The sequence below is a fragment of the Nodosilinea sp. LEGE 07298 genome (assembly GCF_015207265.1).
Lineage (GTDB): Bacteria > Cyanobacteriota > Cyanobacteriia > Phormidesmidales > Phormidesmidaceae > Nodosilinea.
Genome location: NZ_JADEXE010000011.1, coordinates 36,728 through 55,082, shown reverse-complemented (window position 1 = coordinate 55,082; position 18,355 = coordinate 36,728). Strand labels below are relative to the sequence as shown.

The 18,355-nt window shown below is 53.8% G+C and carries 16 protein-coding genes; 4 read left to right on the top strand and 12 right to left on the bottom strand.

The window, feature by feature from the left end:
* Nucleotides 1–25 precede the first annotated feature (25 nt).
* Nucleotides 26–658, top strand: coding sequence for a uracil phosphoribosyltransferase (gene upp, locus IQ273_RS02960; protein ID WP_194021685.1), 633 nt, complete (start codon nt 26–28; stop codon nt 656–658).
* 580 nt (nt 659–1,238) lie between these two features.
* Here the strand turns inward: upp and IQ273_RS02955 are convergent.
* Entirely contained in the window at nt 1,239–1,415 is a 177-nt protein-coding gene (locus tag IQ273_RS02955) for a hypothetical protein (RefSeq protein WP_194021684.1), read from the bottom strand.
* 63 nt (nt 1,416–1,478) lie between these two features.
* Here IQ273_RS02955 and IQ273_RS02950 point away from each other — a divergent pair, with 63 nt between their 5' ends.
* A complete protein-coding gene (locus tag IQ273_RS02950; RefSeq protein WP_194021683.1) occupies nt 1,479–4,010 on the top strand; it encodes a glycogen/starch/alpha-glucan phosphorylase in 2,532 nt (843 codons plus the stop codon).
* 46 nt (nt 4,011–4,056) lie between these two features.
* On the opposite strand, the gene lspA is transcribed toward IQ273_RS02950, so the two are convergent.
* The 10 genes from lspA to IQ273_RS02900 all read right to left on the bottom strand — a co-directional run bounded on the left by lspA (nt 4,057) and on the right by IQ273_RS02900 (nt 11,868).
* The gene (gene lspA, locus IQ273_RS02945; protein ID WP_194021682.1) at nt 4,057–4,539 is read right to left on the bottom strand and encodes a signal peptidase II; all 483 of its coding nucleotides are present in this window, start codon (nt 4,537–4,539) and stop codon (nt 4,057–4,059) included.
* Between the two features lie 4 nt (nt 4,540–4,543).
* Nucleotides 4,544–5,143 (bottom strand): biotin transporter BioY, encoded by a 600-nt coding sequence (locus tag IQ273_RS02940; RefSeq protein WP_313898005.1) that lies wholly within the window; start codon nt 5,141–5,143, stop codon nt 4,544–4,546.
* Nucleotides 5,144–5,587: 444 nt separating this feature from the next.
* A complete protein-coding gene (locus tag IQ273_RS02935; RefSeq protein WP_194021681.1) occupies nt 5,588–5,863 on the bottom strand; it encodes an AtpZ/AtpI family protein in 276 nt (91 codons plus the stop codon).
* A 24-nt stretch (nt 5,864–5,887) separates the two neighbouring features.
* The gene (locus IQ273_RS02930) at nt 5,888–6,241 is read right to left on the bottom strand and encodes a hypothetical protein (protein WP_194021680.1); all 354 of its coding nucleotides are present in this window, start codon (nt 6,239–6,241) and stop codon (nt 5,888–5,890) included.
* A gap of 65 nt (nt 6,242–6,306) precedes the next feature.
* A complete protein-coding gene (locus IQ273_RS02925; RefSeq protein WP_194021679.1) occupies nt 6,307–7,752 on the bottom strand; it encodes an MFS transporter in 1,446 nt (481 codons plus the stop codon).
* Between the two features lie 51 nt (nt 7,753–7,803).
* A complete protein-coding gene (locus IQ273_RS02920; RefSeq protein WP_194021678.1) occupies nt 7,804–8,607 on the bottom strand; it encodes an SDR family NAD(P)-dependent oxidoreductase in 804 nt (267 codons plus the stop codon).
* Nucleotides 8,608–8,929: 322 nt separating this feature from the next.
* A complete protein-coding gene (locus IQ273_RS02915) occupies nt 8,930–9,112 on the bottom strand; it encodes a CsbD family protein (protein ID WP_194021677.1) in 183 nt (60 codons plus the stop codon).
* A gap of 306 nt (nt 9,113–9,418) precedes the next feature.
* The gene (locus tag IQ273_RS02910; RefSeq protein ID WP_194021676.1) at nt 9,419–9,643 is read right to left on the bottom strand and encodes a hypothetical protein; all 225 of its coding nucleotides are present in this window, start codon (nt 9,641–9,643) and stop codon (nt 9,419–9,421) included.
* Nucleotides 9,644–9,749: 106 nt separating this feature from the next.
* Entirely contained in the window at nt 9,750–10,223 is a 474-nt protein-coding gene (locus IQ273_RS02905) for a DUF4383 domain-containing protein (protein WP_194021675.1), read from the bottom strand.
* Between the two features lie 355 nt (nt 10,224–10,578).
* Nucleotides 10,579–11,868 carry a glucose-1-phosphate adenylyltransferase gene (locus IQ273_RS02900; RefSeq protein WP_194021674.1) on the bottom strand — a complete coding sequence of 430 codons (1,290 nt, stop codon included), beginning with the start codon at nt 11,866–11,868 and terminating at the stop codon, nt 10,579–10,581.
* Between the two features lie 704 nt (nt 11,869–12,572).
* Here IQ273_RS02900 and IQ273_RS02895 point away from each other — a divergent pair.
* A complete protein-coding gene (locus IQ273_RS02895) occupies nt 12,573–13,250 on the top strand; it encodes a hypothetical protein (protein WP_194021673.1) in 678 nt (225 codons plus the stop codon).
* A gap of 206 nt (nt 13,251–13,456) precedes the next feature.
* The gene (locus tag IQ273_RS02890) at nt 13,457–13,858 is read left to right on the top strand and encodes a response regulator (protein ID WP_194021672.1); all 402 of its coding nucleotides are present in this window, start codon (nt 13,457–13,459) and stop codon (nt 13,856–13,858) included.
* Between the two features lie 24 nt (nt 13,859–13,882).
* Here IQ273_RS02890 and IQ273_RS33490 read toward each other — a convergent pair whose 3' ends face one another.
* Entirely contained in the window at nt 13,883–17,983 is a 4,101-nt protein-coding gene (locus IQ273_RS33490) for a PAS domain S-box protein (protein WP_228052251.1), read from the bottom strand.
* Nucleotides 17,984–18,355 lie beyond the last annotated feature (372 nt).

The window sequence follows — 18,355 nt, the reverse complement described above, 5'->3', positions numbered from 1 at the left end:
TCCCCCCTTCCCCTCATCCCCACCCATGCCTGACCTTCACCTGATCGACCACCCCCTGATTCAGCACAAGCTCACCCTGATGCGACGGGCCGAGACCAGTACCGCCAAGTTTCGTACGCTGCTGAGGGAAATTAGCCTGCTGATGGCCTACGAAGTGACGCGAGATTTGCCGCTGAAGCTAGAGACCATCCAAACGCCCATGACCACGATGGAAGCGCCAGTGCTGGCTCCAGAGAAAAAGTTGGTGATAGTTTCGATTATGCGGGCAGGGCAGGGCATTCTCGACGGCATTCTAGAGCTAATGCCCTCGGCGCGGGTTGGTCATATTGGCCTCTACCGCGACCCGCAAACGCTGCGGGTGATTGAATACTTCTTTAAGGTTCCGGAGGATTTGAGCGATCGCGATGTTCTCGTCGTTGACCCCATGATTGCTACGGGCAATACAGCGGTGGCGGCGCTATACCCGCTGAAGCAGGCCAATCCGCGATCGCTGCGGTTTCTCTGCCTGCTGGCTGCCCCCGAAGGCGTGGCTCACTTCCATGGCGAGCATCCTGACGTGCCCCTTTACGCCGCTGCCGTCGATGAAAAGCTCGACGAGCACGGCTACATTTTGCCGGGGTTAGGGGATGCGGGCGATCGCTTGTTTGGCACTAAGTAGGCTTGATGGGTAGTTGGCCAAACGTTTAGGTTACCCACAGCATAGTTTAGGACCACAAAAAAGCGTGTTTTGTCGTAGTTTTCAAAACATCTTCGCCTTAAATTAATCTACAGATAGTATTTAGAAGGGCTGGCAGTAGCCAATTAGATTTTCAATAGTCAGAATCAGCTTGACAATAAATTGATTAAGATAGTCAAAGTGATTTACCCAGCGCCAGACCATTGGCCTCAAGAGCCGACGACGCATCAATGTAAAGCCATTCTTAACCATATTAAGACTTCTTCAAAAAACTTTCGTTACACTTAAAACTCCCTATCTGCGAGGCTTGCAGGCTTTTTCCACAACTAAATCCATTATTTGAAGTACTAATTAACGCAACTTAATAGTTCTAAACTACCGGCTCATAATATTTCTCTTAACATTTTTTTAAGCCCTGTCAACGCTCTGTGTAGCAACGCTTAAGGCCCTGATAGACTTTTTTCTATGTTGGGTATGATGCTATTTCAGGGGTTGTTTGGGGGCGACTAAAAGGCGGTTTCTATCATGTGGCACTACTTCGTGTTGTTTTGGTAACAGTGTTTTATTCGTGGCCAGTTAAAATGGGTCCATCGCACCAAAGCTGCGTTAGCGTTTTGACGCAGCTGGGGTCGATAAACAATCCGTGTTGGGGTTTGTTGGTGTAAAAGTCTTGAGTAATTAAGGCTGCATTGTCAAAGCGAATGGCCCGAGCTTGCCCTTGACGGGGCGCTTGCGGCATCTGCTTCGAGCCTGCAGGCTGCCAGCGAATTCTGGTGTGACCATTACAGTATTAAGGGTTCTTATGGCTAAGCAATCTGTTCGTCTGCCCGATTCAAGCACAGCGGCTGAAGTGCCTCTGTCGCTAGGGGTCGCGGGGGATGTCATTCTCGATGCTGAGGCACAGGTGAGCCAAATACAGCAGGCGTTGGTCAATAACCTGCACTGGGTGCAGGGCAAAGACGAGCAATTTGCCAACGCCCACGACTACTACACGGCTCTGGCCCACAGCGTGCGCAACCAGCTGCTGCAAAAGCGCATTCGCACCGCTAAAACCTACGCCGACAAGCGCGCTAAAACCGTTTACTACCTGTCGGCAGAGTTTCTGATGGGTCGGCAGTTGGGCAACGGGCTAATCAACCTGGGCCTTTACGACACCATGCGCCACGCCCTGGCCGACTGCGGCCTCGACCTGGACGAACTGCTAGAGCGTGAGGCCGAGCCGGGTCTGGGCAACGGCGGTCTAGGTCGCCTGGCCGCCTGCTTCATGGATTCGCTCACCACCCTCAACCTGCCAGCGGTGGGCTACGGCATTCGCTACGAGTTTGGTATCTTTACCCAGCTAATTCGCCAGGGCCACCAGGTGGAAGCCCCCGACAAGTGGCTCAGCTACGGCAATCCCTGGGAAATTGCTCGCCCCGACTACCGCGTCGAGATCAAGTTTGGCGGCCACACCGAGGTCTACAGAGACGGCGACGACGACTACCAGGTGCGCTGGGTGCCAGGTCAGACGGTGATTGGCATTCCCCACGATGTGCCGGTACCGGGCTACGGTACCGAGAATGTCAACATTCTGCGGTTGTGGAAGGCTGAGGCCGGAGAAGCCTTTGACCTAGTTGCCTTCAACTCGGGCGACTATTTTGGGGCGGTAGCTAGCAAGATGATCTCTGAGAACATCACTAAGGTGCTTTACCCCAACGACGAAACTCGCCAGGGCAAAGAGCTGCGCCTGCAGCAGCAGTACTTCTTTGTGGCCTGCTCCCTGCAAGACATTATTCGTCTGCACCTGCGTGACCACAGCGATTTGACCAAGCTGGCCGACTCGGCGGCGATTCAGCTCAACGACACCCACCCGGCGATCGGGGTGGCTGAACTGATGCGCCTGCTGCTCGATGAGCACCACATGGAGTGGGAAACCGCCTGGCAAATTACCCAGCGTGCCTTTGGCTATACCAACCACACGCTGATGCCTGAAGCCCTGGAGCGCTGGTCGGTAGACCTATTTGGCAAACTGCTGCCGCGCCACCTGGAGCTGATCTACGAAATTAACCAGCGCTTTTTAGACCAGGTCAAGCTGCGCTATCCCAAAGATCCTGCTCGCCTGGAGCGTCTGTCGCTGATTGAAGAAGGCCCTGAGCGGCGGGTGCGGATGGCTAACTTGGCCTGTGTGGGTAGCCACGCCATTAACGGAGTAGCGGCGCTGCACACCGAGCTGCTGAAGCAGGAGGTGCTGCAAGACTTCTACGAGCTGTGGCCCCATAAATTTAGCAACAAGACCAACGGCATTACCCCCCGCCGCTGGCTGCTGCAGTGCAACCCCCGCCTAGCTCAGCTAATTTCTGAAACGATTGGCGACAGCTGGATCACCAACCTAGATCTCCTCAAGGATCTAGAGGCTCACGTGGACAACGCCGATTTCCGTCGCGCCTGGCAGGCCATTAAGCAAGAAAACAAGTGGAGCCTGGCCCGCTACATCCAAGACACCCTGGGCCTAGAGGTCAACCCCGACTCGATGTTTGATGTGCAGATTAAGCGCATCCACGAGTACAAGCGCCAGCTGATGAATGTGCTGCACGTGGTAACGCTGTACAACCGTATGGTGCAAAACCCCGGCGACCATGTCGTGCCCCGCACGGTGATCTTCGGCGGCAAGGCGGCCCCAGGCTACGCCATGGCCAAGCTGGTGGTGAAGCTAATCAACGCCGTGGCCGATGTGGTAAACAACGACCCGATTGTGGCCGGGCGGCTGAAGGTGGTGTTTTTGCCCAACTACAACGTGTCGCAGGCCCAGCGGCTGTTTCCGGCCTCTGATCTGTCTGAGCAGATTTCGACGGCTGGCATGGAAGCCTCGGGTACCGGCAACATGAAGTTTGCCCTCAACGGGGCGCTCACCGTGGGCACCCTCGACGGCGCTAACGTAGAAATTCGCGAAGAGGTCGGAGCCGACAACTTCTTCTTGTTTGGCCTCACCACCGAACAGGTGGCCGCCTGCAAGGCCGTGGGCCACAACCCCTGGTACTACTACGACACCAACCCCGAGCTAAAACGGGTGCTGGACGTGATTGCCTCAGGGCTGTTCTCGCCCGGTGAGCCCGACCTGTTCTTGCCGATTCTCGACTCGCTGCTGGTCGATGACCCGTACATGGTGATGGCTGACTACGCCGCCTACGTGCAGTGCCAGGAGCACGTTAGCCGCACCTACGAAGACCGCGATCGCTGGGTACGCATGGCCATTCTCAATACGGCTCGGATCGGCAAGTTCTCTGCCGATCGCACCATTGCCGAATATGCCCGCGATATTTGGAAGGTGAAGGCGGTGCCAGTGGCAGGGGAATAGGGTTCAAGGTTTAGGGTTCGAGGTGTTGCCTTGAACCCTAAACCAACTAAACTTCCCTCTGTTTGGGTGGCGGTGTTTTAAAAGCCGCAATCAGCAGGCAGGCGATGCCAATGTTGATGCACACATCGGCCAAATTGAAGATTGGAAAGCGGATTAGTCGAAAGTCGAGAAAGTCGATGACTTCTCCAGCCAACATGCGATCGATGCCGTTGCCCAGGGCACCACTCAAAATTAGCCCGTAGCCCACCTGCTCCCAGCGGTTGGGCAATCGTGCTTTTAGGCCTAGGGCAATCAGCCCCAGGCTAACGGCCATTGACAGCCACTTGAGCCATTCGCCATTGTTGCTAAACAGGCTAAAGGCGGCACCACTGTTGGTGACATAGGTAAAGTAAAACACCCCCGGCCAAATTGGCAGGGAGTCGGGTGGTGTGGTGAGTTCAAAGGTTTGAGCTACCCACATCTTTGTCAGCTGATCGAGGGCCAGCCCCACCCCGGCGGCGATCCAAAACCAACGATTTCGCACTCTCATGGGCCTAGTAAAACAACAGCTGACGCAGCACCAGCGATAGCACTGCCACGGCACACACTACCACTAGGTGGCCCGGCAGCGGCAAAATTGAGTAGCCCAGCAGCAGCTCCCAGTAGGAGGCCGATACGGTCTGCAACCAGCCTAGCAGGGAGGCCAGAGTTAGGTAAATAATACCTAGCCCGTGAATAATGCCCAGCCCACTGAGACTGCTCAGTGCCAGGGTTTCGAGCTTGGGTGGGTTTTGAAAGGCCAGGTAACCACATACCCAGCCAGCAGGCACAAAGCCGATTAAATAGCCAAAACCGGGTTCGCGCACGTAGCTGAGGCCGCCACCTTGGGTAAATACCGGAAATTCAAATACCTGAAATAGGGCCAGCCCCAGCACCAAGTAGGCAATTTGCGAGAGTGCCGCCGCATTTTTGCCCCCGACACAGCCGGTCAGCAGCACGGCCCCGACCTGAAAGCTGACCCCCAGCGATAAAATTCCTATTCCAGACTGGCCCCAGCCCCACGGGGCGCTGAGGGTAAAGGCTTCCATCCAGGTGGCCACAATGGTGAGAACCAACCCAATCAGAGCCCACAGTAGTTCAAATGGTGCTAGCACCGACGATGTCTTCACCCGTTAGCGGCAGAATTTAGACATTCACATTAGCAGGGATTGCCAGACTGGGCACGGGTTGGCCGAAAGATTTTCGCCCTGCTGAATATAGAAATTTAGCGTGCCAATGATTCCCAAACAACCGCTGTGGAAGAGGGGTTTGGCAGAAATAAAGTAAGGGAACTTTGGAGAGAGGTTGGGCAGTGGGGCGTTTTGTGGGCAGCGTCGTCGAAAACCGGTTTCGACTTTGCCTAGCCCTAAAGTAACTAAAGCTCCGATGGAGTCGAAGTCAGGATGCTACTTGATTCTGAAGGCATTGGCGCAGCGCCTTTAGGGGAGCTAGGAGAGCACCAGGGCCATCGAGACTGCCTCGAAAACTCCAGTGCTGAAATGACGATGATAACGCTGAGGCTTTGATGTCAGCCTTGGCGCTTATTGCTAAGGACGGTGTTATTCACTCAAATTGGCGCGATCGCTCCAGCGATCGCGCTTCATCCACAGCCAAAGGTAGATCAAGCCGACGATAAGGCCCAATAGCAGCAGCGTCAGCGACCAGGAAATCTCACCTGGCCAGAGTCGCTCAAGCAGCAACCCCAGGAGGTAGCCCCCTAGGGGAGCGGCGATAACTGACAGCGCAACCTTGCCTAGAAACGTGCTCAACCTGCTGTTCTTTGCCTTAGCCGACAGATCAGACAGTTCAGGTTCGTCGGTAGTTGAATATTTCATGGCGTTGTAAGGCTGCTTGTAGGGCTAGTTCCAGGTGCGCTCGCCCGACTCGTCAACGCGGGCCTGACGAATGACGTCAGAAATTTCTTCGGCGTCTTTGACGTGGTGTAGTGCCTTTTGGCCTTCTTCGGGGTCGTCTACGACAAAGTAGGTGGGTACAACGATGTGGTCACCGGTAATGTCAGGAGCGTCGACAGCCACCTGCTGAGACTTCTCCTCCAGGGTTTTTTCGCCGTCAACCATATCCCCCGGATTTAGCACCATGTTCTCGTTTTCTTCGAGAGCTTTTTTCTGGGCCGCTTTTTGCTCAGGTGACACGTCCTCAGGGGTAAGCGGCTGATGAATTTCTTTATGCTGGTCAGAATTTTGGGTAGCCATATTTTCTTTCCTAAGGTCTACAACTAGCTTTAGCCTAGCGAGCAACCCAGGGTGGCCACATCGCTCTAAGGAGACAAAACTTCTTTTTCTAAGGTGCGGCCTGACCCCTCTGGCAGACTACCAGCGTCTCGTTTGATCGCGGGTTCGGGCACGCGCAGCATTAGTACGGCGGCTAGGCCAATCAAAACGCCACCCAAAGCCAGTGCCGAAAGGCGATTGCCGTGCAGCAGGTGGCGCATGACCCAGCCAAAGCCCAGCGACATGACAATTTGGGGCAGGGTGACAAAGCCGTTAAACAACCCCATATAGACACCGCTTTGGCTTTCGGGCAGGTCATCCATCAGCAGGGAGTAGGGAATTGACAGAATGCTGGCCCAGGCAATGCCCACCCCCACCATGGAGAGCAAAATGGAGTAGCGATCGTGTACTAGCAGCAGCGACAGCAGGCCCACTGCCCCCGCCATCAGGCAGGTGGCGTGGGTCGTCACCCGGCCCCAGCGCCGACTCAGCGTAGGGATCAAAAACGAGATGCCCAGGCATACCAGGTTGTAGAAAGCGGTACAGAGACCAGCCCATTCCACCCCGTGGGCATAGCTGAGCGACTCACGATTGGGAGCCTCTAAAATATTGCGGGCGATCGCATTAGGCAAGTATAAAAACATGCAGTAGATACCGGCCCAGCTCAAGGCCTGCACCCCTGCTAGCTGGCGCATCATCGGCGGCAGCGAGGTCATCGCCTGGGCGATCGCCCAGATCGGATTTAGAAGTTCTTCACTTTCATCAGTATTCACCGATGCGTCTGCGTTAGACGGGGGCGGCTGCGGTTCATTGACGGCCCAAAAGGTACACAGGGTGCTAATTAGACAGAGGATTGCCCCAACGATATAGGCCCCGCTAATCACGGTAGGCACTCCAATTTCTGTAAACTCAGCCGCTGGCTGAAGATGAAAAAAGTACTCTAGAAGCCAGGGCAACCCTGCGGCGCAGATGGCTCCTAAACCAATGCAAACGCCCTGAATGGAATAGCCCCAGGTGCGATAGCGAGCCGGCAGCAGGTCACCCACAAAGGGACGACTGGGCGCAATGCTAATGTTTAGGGCCAACTGCAGCACCCAGTACAGAGCCACGGCCTGGGCCAGGCTTGTCGCCAGGGGCAGCGCCACTAGCATAATGGCTCCCAGCACGGCACCGCCAAGGAAGTAGGGCTGCCGTTTGCCCCACGGGCTGACAGTGCGATCGCTCAGCTCCCCTACGATGGGCTGCGCCAGTAGCCCCATCAGCGGTGCTCCTAGCCACAGCATCGGCAGCTGACTGACATCGGCCCCCAGTGACTCAAAGATAGCGCTGGCATTGGCCGTTTGCAGGCCGTTGCCAATCTGCACCCCCCAAAAGCCCAGATTCATTGTAATTAGCAGGCGCAAACCCGGACGCTCGACGGTCATAAGCGGTTGCAAATAGTAGCGTTGGCTGGCTAGATCCGTTTCATCTTGGGCGGACGGCCCCTCGTTCACATCCTTCCCTCGACGCAGTTTGGCCCGATTTAATATTCTCTAACCAAGTCGCTACAGTCCAATGCTGGCTACCGAACCACCATCAACCCGGTAGTTAGCCCCCACTACAAAGCTGGATTGTTGAGAACACAAAAAGGCGATTACAGCCGCCACTTCCTGAGGTTTGCCCCGGCGCTTGAGCTTCAGATGGGGCCGCTTTTTTTCTAGAAAAGATTCGATCGCGCCATCGACATCGGTGCCGGTTTTTTCGGCGCGTTGCTCCATCATGGCGTCGGTCATGGGGGTAGCGATAAAAGCGGGTGCTACCGAATTCACCAGCACGCCATCTTCAGCATAGGCTTTAGAGAGATTTTTGGCAAAGTTGAGTACACCGGCTTTGGCCGCACAGTAAGGCATTTCATCGGTGTAGGGCTGCACAGCATCCTCAGATGTGATCAGCACAACTCGGCCCCAGCCTGTTTCGCGCATAAGCGGAATAAAGGTGCGACACACTCTTACTGCCGCCATTAGATCGACTTCGAGGGTTTCTAGCCAATCGTCGTCGCTGATTTCTAAAAAGTCGCCAGTAGCCCCGGTAATACCGGCACAGTTGACCAAAATATCTACCTGCCCATACTGGTCGAGCACCTTATTTTTAGCGGCTTCAATATCATCTAAATTGCGTAAATCGGCCTGCACCCCGATGACTTCGCCGACTTTTTTTAACTCGTTTACAGCAGCATCAAGCTTGTCATCGGTTTTATCGAGGAGCGCAACTTTTACACCCTCATCGGCTAAAAGTTTAGCGGTAGCGCGGCCGATACCAGAGTCAGCCCCTGTAATTACAGCTACCTTGCCTTTAATACCAAAATCCATTAAATATTCTCCTTTGAATAATTATGTTTCTAAACAAATCTTAATAGCGTAATTGTGTAGAACCATCTGCCTTTTTGTAGACTTTCGGTAGAGTACTGAGAAGGCCGGTATAGTCATCGCCAGATCGACCGGTTAAGGTGTTCTACACAGCGTTTATCCAATAAAGAGAATGGCAGCCCTCTACTGATGATCGCTTTGAGTTAACTATTTTTGAGCTAAGCCGGTCTAAAAAAACGCACAAAAAAAGGGGAGCAATGCACTGCTCTCCCTTTTTTAAGGCCTAAATAAAGAGGCCAAGGTTAGTGTGTAGCACTAACGCCAATTAGTCGATGGCTTTCTTAGCCTGATCTTTTACGTCTTCTTTGGCGTGCTTGGCTTCAGCCTCACCTTGCTTGGCTTTACCTTTCATTTCGTCGGAGGTATTGCCGGTTGCTTTACCAGCGGCTTCTTGTGCTTTACCTTCGACATTCTTAGCGGTAGCTTCGGCTCTATCTTGAATACCCATGGATTATTCTCCAATTTGATTAACACCCTTACAGCTTAAGAAAACGATTTGCTTTGCCCATCGGTCAATGGGAACACTTTTACTGAAGAATGTCTTCGGGTTCTAGATCGTCAAGGCTGTCTACAGGGGGATAAATGACAAAACCACCGCTGCGATCTTCGGTATCGCTAGCGTCGGTATTGACATCGTTAGAGGTTGTAGAGCCGCGATCGAGTCTGTAGGTAGGAATATTTCCACCGCTGAGATCGACCTGGCTTGGATCGATGGGGGCGTAGTAAGTAGGAACGCCGTCAATCTCTAAAATGATTATGCCAGTAGCAGCAGAGTTACCCGTAGTGGGCTTCCAGCGTCGGGCAGACTGCTATCGGCTGGGTCTTCAACGCCATCGGGTAGCCCAACGTCGTCATCAACCGTGGGGCGAGTGGGGCGAACAGTAGGGGTTTCAGCGTCGTTATCAATTTGGGCAGCTAGAGGTAGCCCGATGCTAACTATGGTTAGGGTGCTCGCGATCGCGATCGTACGTTTAATCATTTGGGCAGTTCTCCTGAAACGATCGATCCATCAAGGCCAGACCTGCGAAGCAAATCTAGCCTTGATGACTACAGCAGTTAGCGGAGTACAGCTTGTTATTCTCTAACTAGAGAACTTCACCAGCACCCTCACCATCCTTAACGTTTTTCTTAAACAGGGTGAGCAGTGAGGGGGTAACAAAGAAACCAAAATAAATGCCCAGCAGACCCGTTAGCCCGTGCAGGAATACGTCTGGCCCAAAAATAGGAAAAAGGCCAAAGAAGGTATTTAGGACAGGAACAAAACCCATAATGGCGAGCACGGTGTAATAAATGCCTAACTGTCCAGCAAATAGGCGAGAGCTATCCAGCGAAATAGCGGCTACGATACCCAACAGCCCAGTCACAATGTGCACAATATTGTGAGCGGTATTGACCGGAAACAGGCCCATTAGAGCACCATAGCCAGAAACCACTTCTAGGTTGCTAGCCGCTGAGTCAAAGGAGACAGGATGGGAAACTAAGGCTGGAATAAAGCCCATGACGCCAATGGCGACATAGACAATACCAATTATCAATGCAAATTTCTGTGTAGTCTTCATGGCAGATTAGATTTAGCTTAAGCGCGACAACTGCAATCAAGTTAATAATTCTTAGCCGCATTAGCCTCTTTAATAGGGGATAGCTATCCCTACTTCGCAAGGCAGACTATATAGCGATTCTCGATTTAGCAAGGTACAAAATTTCTGAATTCTAGCTCCCCGGTTTTAGGCTGTTTAGGCTTTGCTCTGCTACCCCCTTGGTAAAGGGGAGGTGAATCTCTCTGTGGTACTCTACCTGAGCAAAAACTGCTGTATCTGCTTGATTCGCGTGGCCTAAAGCCGAACTCGCACTCAAGCAGATTCCTTGACAAACGCCAGGGAATCTTGCTTAAGTGCTAAGTTTTTATGACATGACTTAAATCACTGTGTCGTCGGGGATGGTGGCCCCTCGCAAAATGGTAATAATACCGCTGCGAATAAAGAACCCTTGATCTTCTCGATCGGCTTCTTCGACACGATCTTTGTTGAGAATCTGCACGTTGCAGCCAATGCGAGCATTCTTGTCGACAATGGCGTGGTGAATTGTGCTGTTCGCCCCAATGCCAACGGGAGTGTTGACGGTATCGCAGTTACCTCGACGCTCAAAATTGTCTTGGTAATAGTCGGCCCCCATAATTAAGCTGTCCTCAATGGTACAACCCGATTCAATCCGAGAGCGAATGCCAATTACCGAATTGGTAATGCTGCATTCTTTGAGCACGCAGCCCTCGCTAACCATCGACTGAGAGATAGTACACTGCAGGTACTTAGTGGGCGGTAGATAGCGAGCCCTCGTATAGATGGGGGCCGACTCGTCATAAAAGCTAAACAACGGGTTGGGCTGTTTCACTAGTGCCAAATTTGCGTTGAAGAACGACTCGATAGTCCCGATATCTTCCCAGTAATCGTTGAACAAATAGGCCTGTACCCGATAATCTTTGGCCGAGTTGGGGAGAATCTCCTTGCCGAAGTCAGTCTGGTCGGGCTGCTGCTTGAGCAGGTCGATTAACACATCTCGTTTAAATAAGTAAATCCCCATGGAGGCAATGTAGGGCTTTTCTTTAGCTTCTTCAGCAGAGAGACCTAGAGTAGTGGTGTCGACCTGCATCACTTTAAGGGCATCACCCTTAGGCTTTTCACTGAAGTCGATAATGCGACCCGAGTCATCAATTTTCATGAGACCAAAACTGGAAGCCCGCTTATCGTCTACTGGCAGTACCGATAGGGTAATGTCGGCATTGGTCTCGCGGTGGTGCCGCACAAAGTCTCGATAGTCCATGCGGTACAGGTGATCGCCCGAGAGGATTAAGTACTCGTCTACATTCATATCCTCGAAACGCGGGAGATACTGCCGTACGGCATCGGCGGTACCCTGAAACCAATCTAGATTTTCGGGAGTTTGCTGGGCGGCCAGCACTTCTACAAACCCCTGCTGAAAGCCTGAAAAGCTATAGGAACGGGAGATATGTGCATTTAAAGAAGCTGAGTTAAACTGCGTCAGCACGTAGATTCTGGAAATATCTGAGTTGATGCAGTTGCTGATGGGAATATCAATTAATCGGTGTTTTCCGCCCAGGGGTACAGCAGGCTTAGCTCGAGTTTTAGTCAATGGGTAGAGGCGGGTTCCAGCGCCGCCACCCAGTACGATTCCTAACACTCTATTCACAGTATCTCCTTCTTTGTTTGTAGCTTACGACTAGCGAGGTTAAAGTACGCTTCTAAAAACAGCATTATCCTCTGGGCTGCTTTTGTGATCAGCAGAGAGGCGTAACTAAATGGCGCTATAGGGTGGGTTGTAGCGTTAGTGGGCCTTAGCCCAAGCGTTGCCGGGGTTGGCTTTAGTTGCGTTACTAGCGACAGTTCACCCCGCAGAAAGTAGAGTCCGTCGACTGCTGAAGACTGCTGAAATTCTGAAGCCTATTACCTTTGAGGACTTAACAGAAAACAACGTACCTGCCGATCGGTCTTTGGTTTCGCTCAGCCCTCGAGCACTAATGGTTGAGCGAAGTCGAAACCTGGCTTCTGAGTACAGCATTAACCCGTAGATCCCTACTCTAGGGTTAAGCCTTTATTCCCTCCATCGACATGTACCCCAGGGCATAACCCCTTGGAGAAAATGTCTAAATTTTGTAAAGAATGCGCGTAATCCTAACGAATTGAACACAAACAGTTTTTAACAAAGGTGATTTCTCCAATAAAGCTTAGATATGCGCCGAAATTTTCTAATTTCAAGGCCTATCTACGTCTTTTGGCCTCTTCTTTTGCGTCTGTGGGTAGATGGGGCGGATTTGGCTAGGTCATACATTAGTTGGCAAGAATTGATTACCGTTCGCATTCATTGCAGTAGCAATTGAGAAGGAAAGTACAGCTATGTCTTACACCAACGAACCTGGTGCTTACAGGAATGAGCCCGGAGCTTACAGGGATGACCCCAGCGCCAACCCCAACTACCGGGTTACGGAAACAACAACAACTATGCCCGTAGCCGAGTATCACGACTTGGTACGCTGGGGGCCAATTTTTGCGGGATTAGTGATTGCGATCGCAACTCAGCTTGTGCTGACCGGTATAGGAGCTGCTATAGGCCTCACGACTCTAGCCAACGCACCGACCCCCCAAGGCGAGGCGAGTGGTGTTGGCACTGCCGTTGGTATTTGGTCAATCATTAGTTTGCTGATTGCGCTGTTTATTGGCGGTTGGGTTACAGCCCGCGCCTGCGGCCCCATGAACCGTAAAACGGCTATGCTCAATGGCGCTATTTTATGGGCGACTACTCTGGCTGTAAGCGCCTGGCTACTGTCTACCGGTGTAGCAGGAGCCTTTGGCCTGGCCGCTCAAGGGGCCGATGCGGTCCTTAACCAGATCCCTGCTGGTGAACTGCCCAACGTTCCCCAAGACCCCAGCGTGCCCCCCCAACAGATCCAAAACGCTGCAGGCAACGCCGCCAAAGTAGGCTGGTCGTTTGCACTGGGTTCGCTGCTAGGCTTGGTAGCTGCTCTGGCTGGCTCTGCCGTTGGCGTTCGCCATCCCCGTGCCGCTACCCGCTAAAGGGCTGGCCGACGGCCGACTATTGTCAACTACATCAACACAGCAGACAGTTAGTAAGGTAGGTTTCGGCCTACCTTTTTTGTTGCATGGTTTGGTTATATCTTTCCGGCTAATCGAGCCAAAAAAATCTGTACCGGAAGTTTGAGGTAGGCATAATAGCTTATCGATTAAGCTAACTGTATTCAAGAAATTTTTAACTTATTAAAGTGTGTACTCCATCAGATTTTCGTATTCTTGTCGTAGATGATATCGACGATAATTTGTTTTTACTGCAAACCGTTCTGGAAACAGAGGGTTATGCGGTAGATACTGCTGGGAATGGCGGCACGGCTTTGGCGAAAGTCGAAAGCTCTCCCCCCGATTTGATTTTGATGGATGTGATGATGCCCGATATGAATGGTTACGAAGTGACCCGACAGATTCGGCAAAATCCAGCTTTACCGTTTATGCCTATTTTAATGGTCACTGCCTACGACACAATCAACACCGGTCAAGGTTTAGCGTTGGGCTCCCATAATTTCATTCGTAAGCCCATCGAGTTTGACCAATTGTTGACGAAGGTGGCAACCCTGTTAGAAGAGTGTCACCACCACGATTCGGCTTCTTAGAGGCGAGTGGGCAAGCGCGTGCCGTTATTCAGCTAGGGCCGCGATCGCAGCCACCAGATCAGCCGGTTCAAAGGGTTTACTGAGATGGCGCTGAAACCCAGCGCTTAGGGCCTGCTGCTGGTTGATTTCTCCGGCGTAGGCCGTCAGGGCTACCGCCTTGAAGGTGGGCTGCTTACCCTGCTTAGCAAGCTGCGATCGCACCTGCTGCACCAGCATGTAGCCATCAATGTCGGGCATCGCGATATCGCTAATCAACACGTCTAGCTCTAGCTGGGGCAGTCGCTGCAACGCCTCTACGGCGGAGGTGACGGCTGTTACCTTTGCCCCAGCCTGCTCTAGCACTAGCACCAGCAGTTCGCGGGCGTCGGCTTCGTCTTCGACCACCAAAATACGCACCCCGGTCAGCAGGGTAGGCCGACTCGAGCGGCAGAAAGCAGCGGCGGCTTCAGCTTCCTGGATCGCGTCGTCGGAGTGCCTCTGCAACGGAATCCGCACCGTGAATGTAGATCCTAGCCCTTCGCCGGGGCTGGCCACGGCAATCGTGCCGCCGTGAAGCTCTACTAACTGCCGTACAATCGCCAAGCCCAGACCCAACCCCCCAAACTGCCGGGTCGTTTTGCTGTCGGCCTGGCGAAAGCGGTCAAAAATGTAGGGGATAAACTCTGGGGTAATCCCCTGGCCCGTATCGGTAACGATGATTTGGGCGTGGGATGGCCCTCCTTTTTGCGGCGGTGCCTCTGAGGAGTCTGGCTCTGGGGTAATTGCTGTCAAGCTAATCTCCACTCGGCCCCCCTCGGGGGTAAATTTCACCGCATTGGAGAGCAGGTTCCACACCACCTGCTGCAAGCGACCAGCATCGCCCAGCACGGGTAGCACAGTGGCTTCGAGGTGGGTGTGCAGCTGAATCGACTTGGCCTCTGCTGCCAACCGCACCGTTTCCATCGCGGCTTCGATGGTGGTCTTCAGCGACACAAAGGCACTATCTAGATTGAGCTTGCCCTGCAAAATGCGGGAGACATCAAGCAGGTCGGCAATCAGCTGGGTTTGTAGCTTGGCGTTGCGCTCAATGGTTTGCAGGCCCCGCATGAGAATGTCGTCGTCGGACTGGCGCTTTTGCAGCAGCTGCGACCAGCCCAAAATGGGGTTGAGGGGCGACCTGAGCTCGTGGGAGAGCACGGCCAAAAATTCATCTTTGATGCGGTTGGCCGCCTCGGCCTCGCTGCGGGCAGTTTGCTCGTCTTGGTAGAGGCGGGCGTTGTCTACGGCGATCGCCACCTGGTGGGCGATATTTTCGGCCAAAGCTAAATCAGTCGAGGTGTACTGGCGGTTAGACTCGGCGGTGACAAACGAAATCACCCCTAAAATTTGCCCACGGGCAATCAGGGGTGCCGCGATGCATGAGGTTAGCCCCAGCGCTTGCAGCAGGCGTAAGTGCTCAGAGTCTTGGGCCACCAGTTCCAAGGCCATGGTCGGAATAGTTGCCGCCAGCTCGGTTTGACCAGTACGCAAAATTTTGGCGGCCCCTGCGGGTGTGTCCAGCGGTTGAGGATAGCGGTGATATAGCTGCCAACCCAGCTCTACCTTAGCCGGGTCACAGTGGGCCATGGCCACCCGTTTCAGGGTTTGCTCAGACGCCAGTAGATCGATGGCACACCAGTCGGCAAAGAAGGGTACGACCCGATCGGCTACCCGCTGTAGGGTATCGGTGTGGTTGAGCAACGAAGCCAGCGCGGTACTGATATCGACCAGCAGCGCGGCTCGAAACTGTCCGGCTTCGGCATCCAAGCGAGCCGTCTGTTCACGAATGCGCTGGGCTCGCTCGGCTTCGATCAGCTTGCGATCGGTAATGTCAAAAAATGACGCCACTACAGCAAAGGGGGTGGGGTCATTGGGGTGAAACAGCGGTCGCGTGTTGATCGAAATCCAGGTCAGGGTGCCATCGGGTTTGTTTACCCCCATCACCACGTTAGACTGCGGTTCGCCAGTGCGCAGCGTGACCATGCTAGGGTGGCGATCGCCGGGAAAATCGGAGCCGTCTTCGTAAATGGTTGACCAGGCAGGGTCGAGGGAGTTGCGCTCCGTTAGTTGGTCAACGGTGAGGCCCAAAATTTCGGCGGCACTGGCGTTGCAGGTGTAGATTGTGCCGTCGACATCCTGCAAGACAATACCTTCGGCGGTCGTTTCAATCACCGAGCGATAGCGCTCCTCAGAGGCTTGCAGGGTCAGTTCTGCCTGCTTGCGCTCGGTAATATCGCTAATTGACGAGATCACATGGGTAATGTTGCCCTGCGCATCGAGCAGCGGCGAGGCATTGACACACAAAATTGTGCGGGTGTTGTCGGTATGGGTAATAACCATTTCAAACCCGTACACCGGCTGCCCAGTCCGAATGACCTGCATAAAGGGCAGATCTGCGGGTGCAAAGGCTTCGCCCTCTAGGGTCGTAATCAGCCAGGTTGGGTCACTGTAGCGGCGCTGAGTTAGCTCATGGCGAGTTTGGCGCAGAATCTTCTCGGCGGCGGAGTTAACCGCCACAATTTGGCCTTGCAGGTTAAAAATGGCAATTCCATCGGGAATAGTCTCAAAAATACTGGAGAGCTGGGCTTCACTAGCGCGCAGGGCATCTTCCATACGCTTGCGATCGGTAATGTCGTGCATGACCACTACTGCGCCCTGGGGGCTGCCGTCAACGGCGGCGATCGCCTGCCCACTCGCCAACACCGTGCGGGCTACTCCCCCCTTGGGGGCAATCACCATCTCAACATTGTCTACGACGTCTCCCTGTAGGGCACGAAACAGCGGAATCTCTTCTGTGGGCAAAGGCGTATGGCCATCGGGTTGATAGAGATCGTAGTAGTCAGCCCACTGCTCGGGGGGCAGCGGTTCTTCGGGCAGGCCGTGAAAATCGCGGGCCGTCTGATTAAAGAGGGTCAAAATGCCCGTCTGATTGCAGGCCACGATGCCTGCCTGCACGTTTTCGAGCAGCACCCGCAGCATCTCCTGCTCTGTTTGCAGGGCAATTTCGGCCTGCTGTCGCTCGGCAATTTCGAGCTGCAGTTGCTCATTGGTATGGGAGAGTTCGGCGGTGCGCTGGGCCACCAGCTGCTCCAGGTCTTGCTGCACCCGCAGTCGGGCGGTATCGGTGTGCTGGCGATCGAGTTCGGTGGCGATGCGCAGGGCGAAAATAGGCAACAGCGCCTCAATCAGCTGAACATTGGTGAAGGGGCTACAGTCCATGACCCCCAGCAGGCCCAGGGGGATGCCGTCGGCATCAAAAAAGGGAATGGCCGCATAGCTATCGATGCCCAGGGGTTGCAGCAGTGGGGCATCGGGAAACTGCACTTTTACCCCACCGGCATAGCAGCACAGCGCCCGGTTGAGCAGCACCTGCTGGCAGGGGGTGTGGTGCAGTAGATACTCAAAATTGTCGGCGATTTGCCCCTGAACACAGGCAGCAATGGTTTTCACTGTATCTTGGCGATCGCCATCAATCAGCCCAATGTAAGCGTAATCAATGCCCAGGGTATGGGCTAGGTGCTGCACCAGCGCTGCAAAAAAAGCTGACCCCGTTTGGGCCGCTACTCCTTCAGTTACGGCTACCAGGGCCGTATCAATGTCAGCGACTCTGTGGGCGGCCAGGCGCAGTTCTAGCTCATCGACGACTAGGGCCGCCAGGTCGGCCAGCACCATTTGCTGATCATCGCTGAGCCCGTCGCGGGGTTGAGCATCGAGCACACAAAGGGTGCCGACGATAAAGCCATCGTGGGTACGCAGTGGTGCCCCAGCGTAGAAACGTACCCCCGGCTCACCGTGCACCAGCGGATTACCGGCAAAGCGCTGATCTTGATGAACATCGGGCAGCACAATCACCTGTTCAGTCAGCAGCGCATAGCTACAAACAGAGGCCTGTCGCTGTACCAACTGCAGGTCAAACCCATAGGCTGACTTAAACCAGGCCCTAGACTCATCGACCAGCGAAATTAGAGCAATGGGTACGTCAAACAGTCGGGCTGCCAGGGCTGTAATGCGGTCGAACCCGGCTTCGGGGGGAGTATCTAGAATGTTGTATCGCCGCAGGGCTTCTAACCGTCCCGCTTCATTGTGAGGTAGGGGAGATGGTGGCATTAGCGGTTCGGAAGATGCGTTGGGGAGAGCCGTGATGGCGTTCGCGAAGCGTGTGCACAGAGCTAAAGCTGGCCAGTCAGCGATCGCAACATATTCAATTATGACTGAAATTCACAGCCTGGCGTTGCTAAGCGGCGGCATGACCTTGGCTAGGGGCATAGGCGTAGCCAATCTGAAGGCTTTGTGGCTGCTCGCCCCTACGAGAGAGGTTGAATATTTGATTCACACCTGTGTCTAGCAATTCCCATCGCTTTATGCTCCCTTTGGTATAGCTTAGAGTGCCCTAAAGAGAGCCGTGGTCTGCCCTTGGGCAGACTTTAGCCCGTCTGAGCCGCCGTCTAGTTACAAACGAAATCGGCGGCCCAGGCAGGA

Excerpts from the sequence above, each read along its gene's own strand:
- upp (WP_194021685.1), top strand. The coding sequence starts at position 26 with ATGCCTGACCTTCACCTGATCGACCACCCCCTGATTCAGCACAAGCTC.
- IQ273_RS02955 (WP_194021684.1), bottom strand. The coding sequence starts at position 1,415 with ATGCCGCAAGCGCCCCGTCAAGGGCAAGCTCGGGCCATTCGCTTTGAC.
- IQ273_RS02950 (WP_194021683.1), top strand. The coding sequence starts at position 1,479 with ATGGCTAAGCAATCTGTTCGTCTGCCCGATTCAAGCACAGCGGCTGAA.
- lspA (WP_194021682.1), bottom strand. The coding sequence starts at position 4,539 with ATGAGAGTGCGAAATCGTTGGTTTTGGATCGCCGCCGGGGTGGGGCTG.
- IQ273_RS02935 (WP_194021681.1), bottom strand. The coding sequence starts at position 5,863 with ATGAAATATTCAACTACCGACGAACCTGAACTGTCTGATCTGTCGGCT.
- IQ273_RS02930 (WP_194021680.1), bottom strand. The coding sequence starts at position 6,241 with ATGGCTACCCAAAATTCTGACCAGCATAAAGAAATTCATCAGCCGCTT.
- IQ273_RS02920 (WP_194021678.1), bottom strand. The coding sequence starts at position 8,607 with ATGGATTTTGGTATTAAAGGCAAGGTAGCTGTAATTACAGGGGCTGAC.
- IQ273_RS02915 (WP_194021677.1), bottom strand. The coding sequence starts at position 9,112 with ATGGGTATTCAAGATAGAGCCGAAGCTACCGCTAAGAATGTCGAAGGT.
- IQ273_RS02910 (WP_194021676.1), bottom strand. The coding sequence starts at position 9,643 with ATGATTAAACGTACGATCGCGATCGCGAGCACCCTAACCATAGTTAGC.
- IQ273_RS02905 (WP_194021675.1), bottom strand. The coding sequence starts at position 10,223 with ATGAAGACTACACAGAAATTTGCATTGATAATTGGTATTGTCTATGTC.
- IQ273_RS02895 (WP_194021673.1), top strand. The coding sequence starts at position 12,573 with ATGTCTTACACCAACGAACCTGGTGCTTACAGGAATGAGCCCGGAGCT.
- IQ273_RS33490 (WP_228052251.1), bottom strand. The coding sequence starts at position 17,983 with ATGCCACCATCTCCCCTACCTCACAATGAAGCGGGACGGTTAGAAGCC.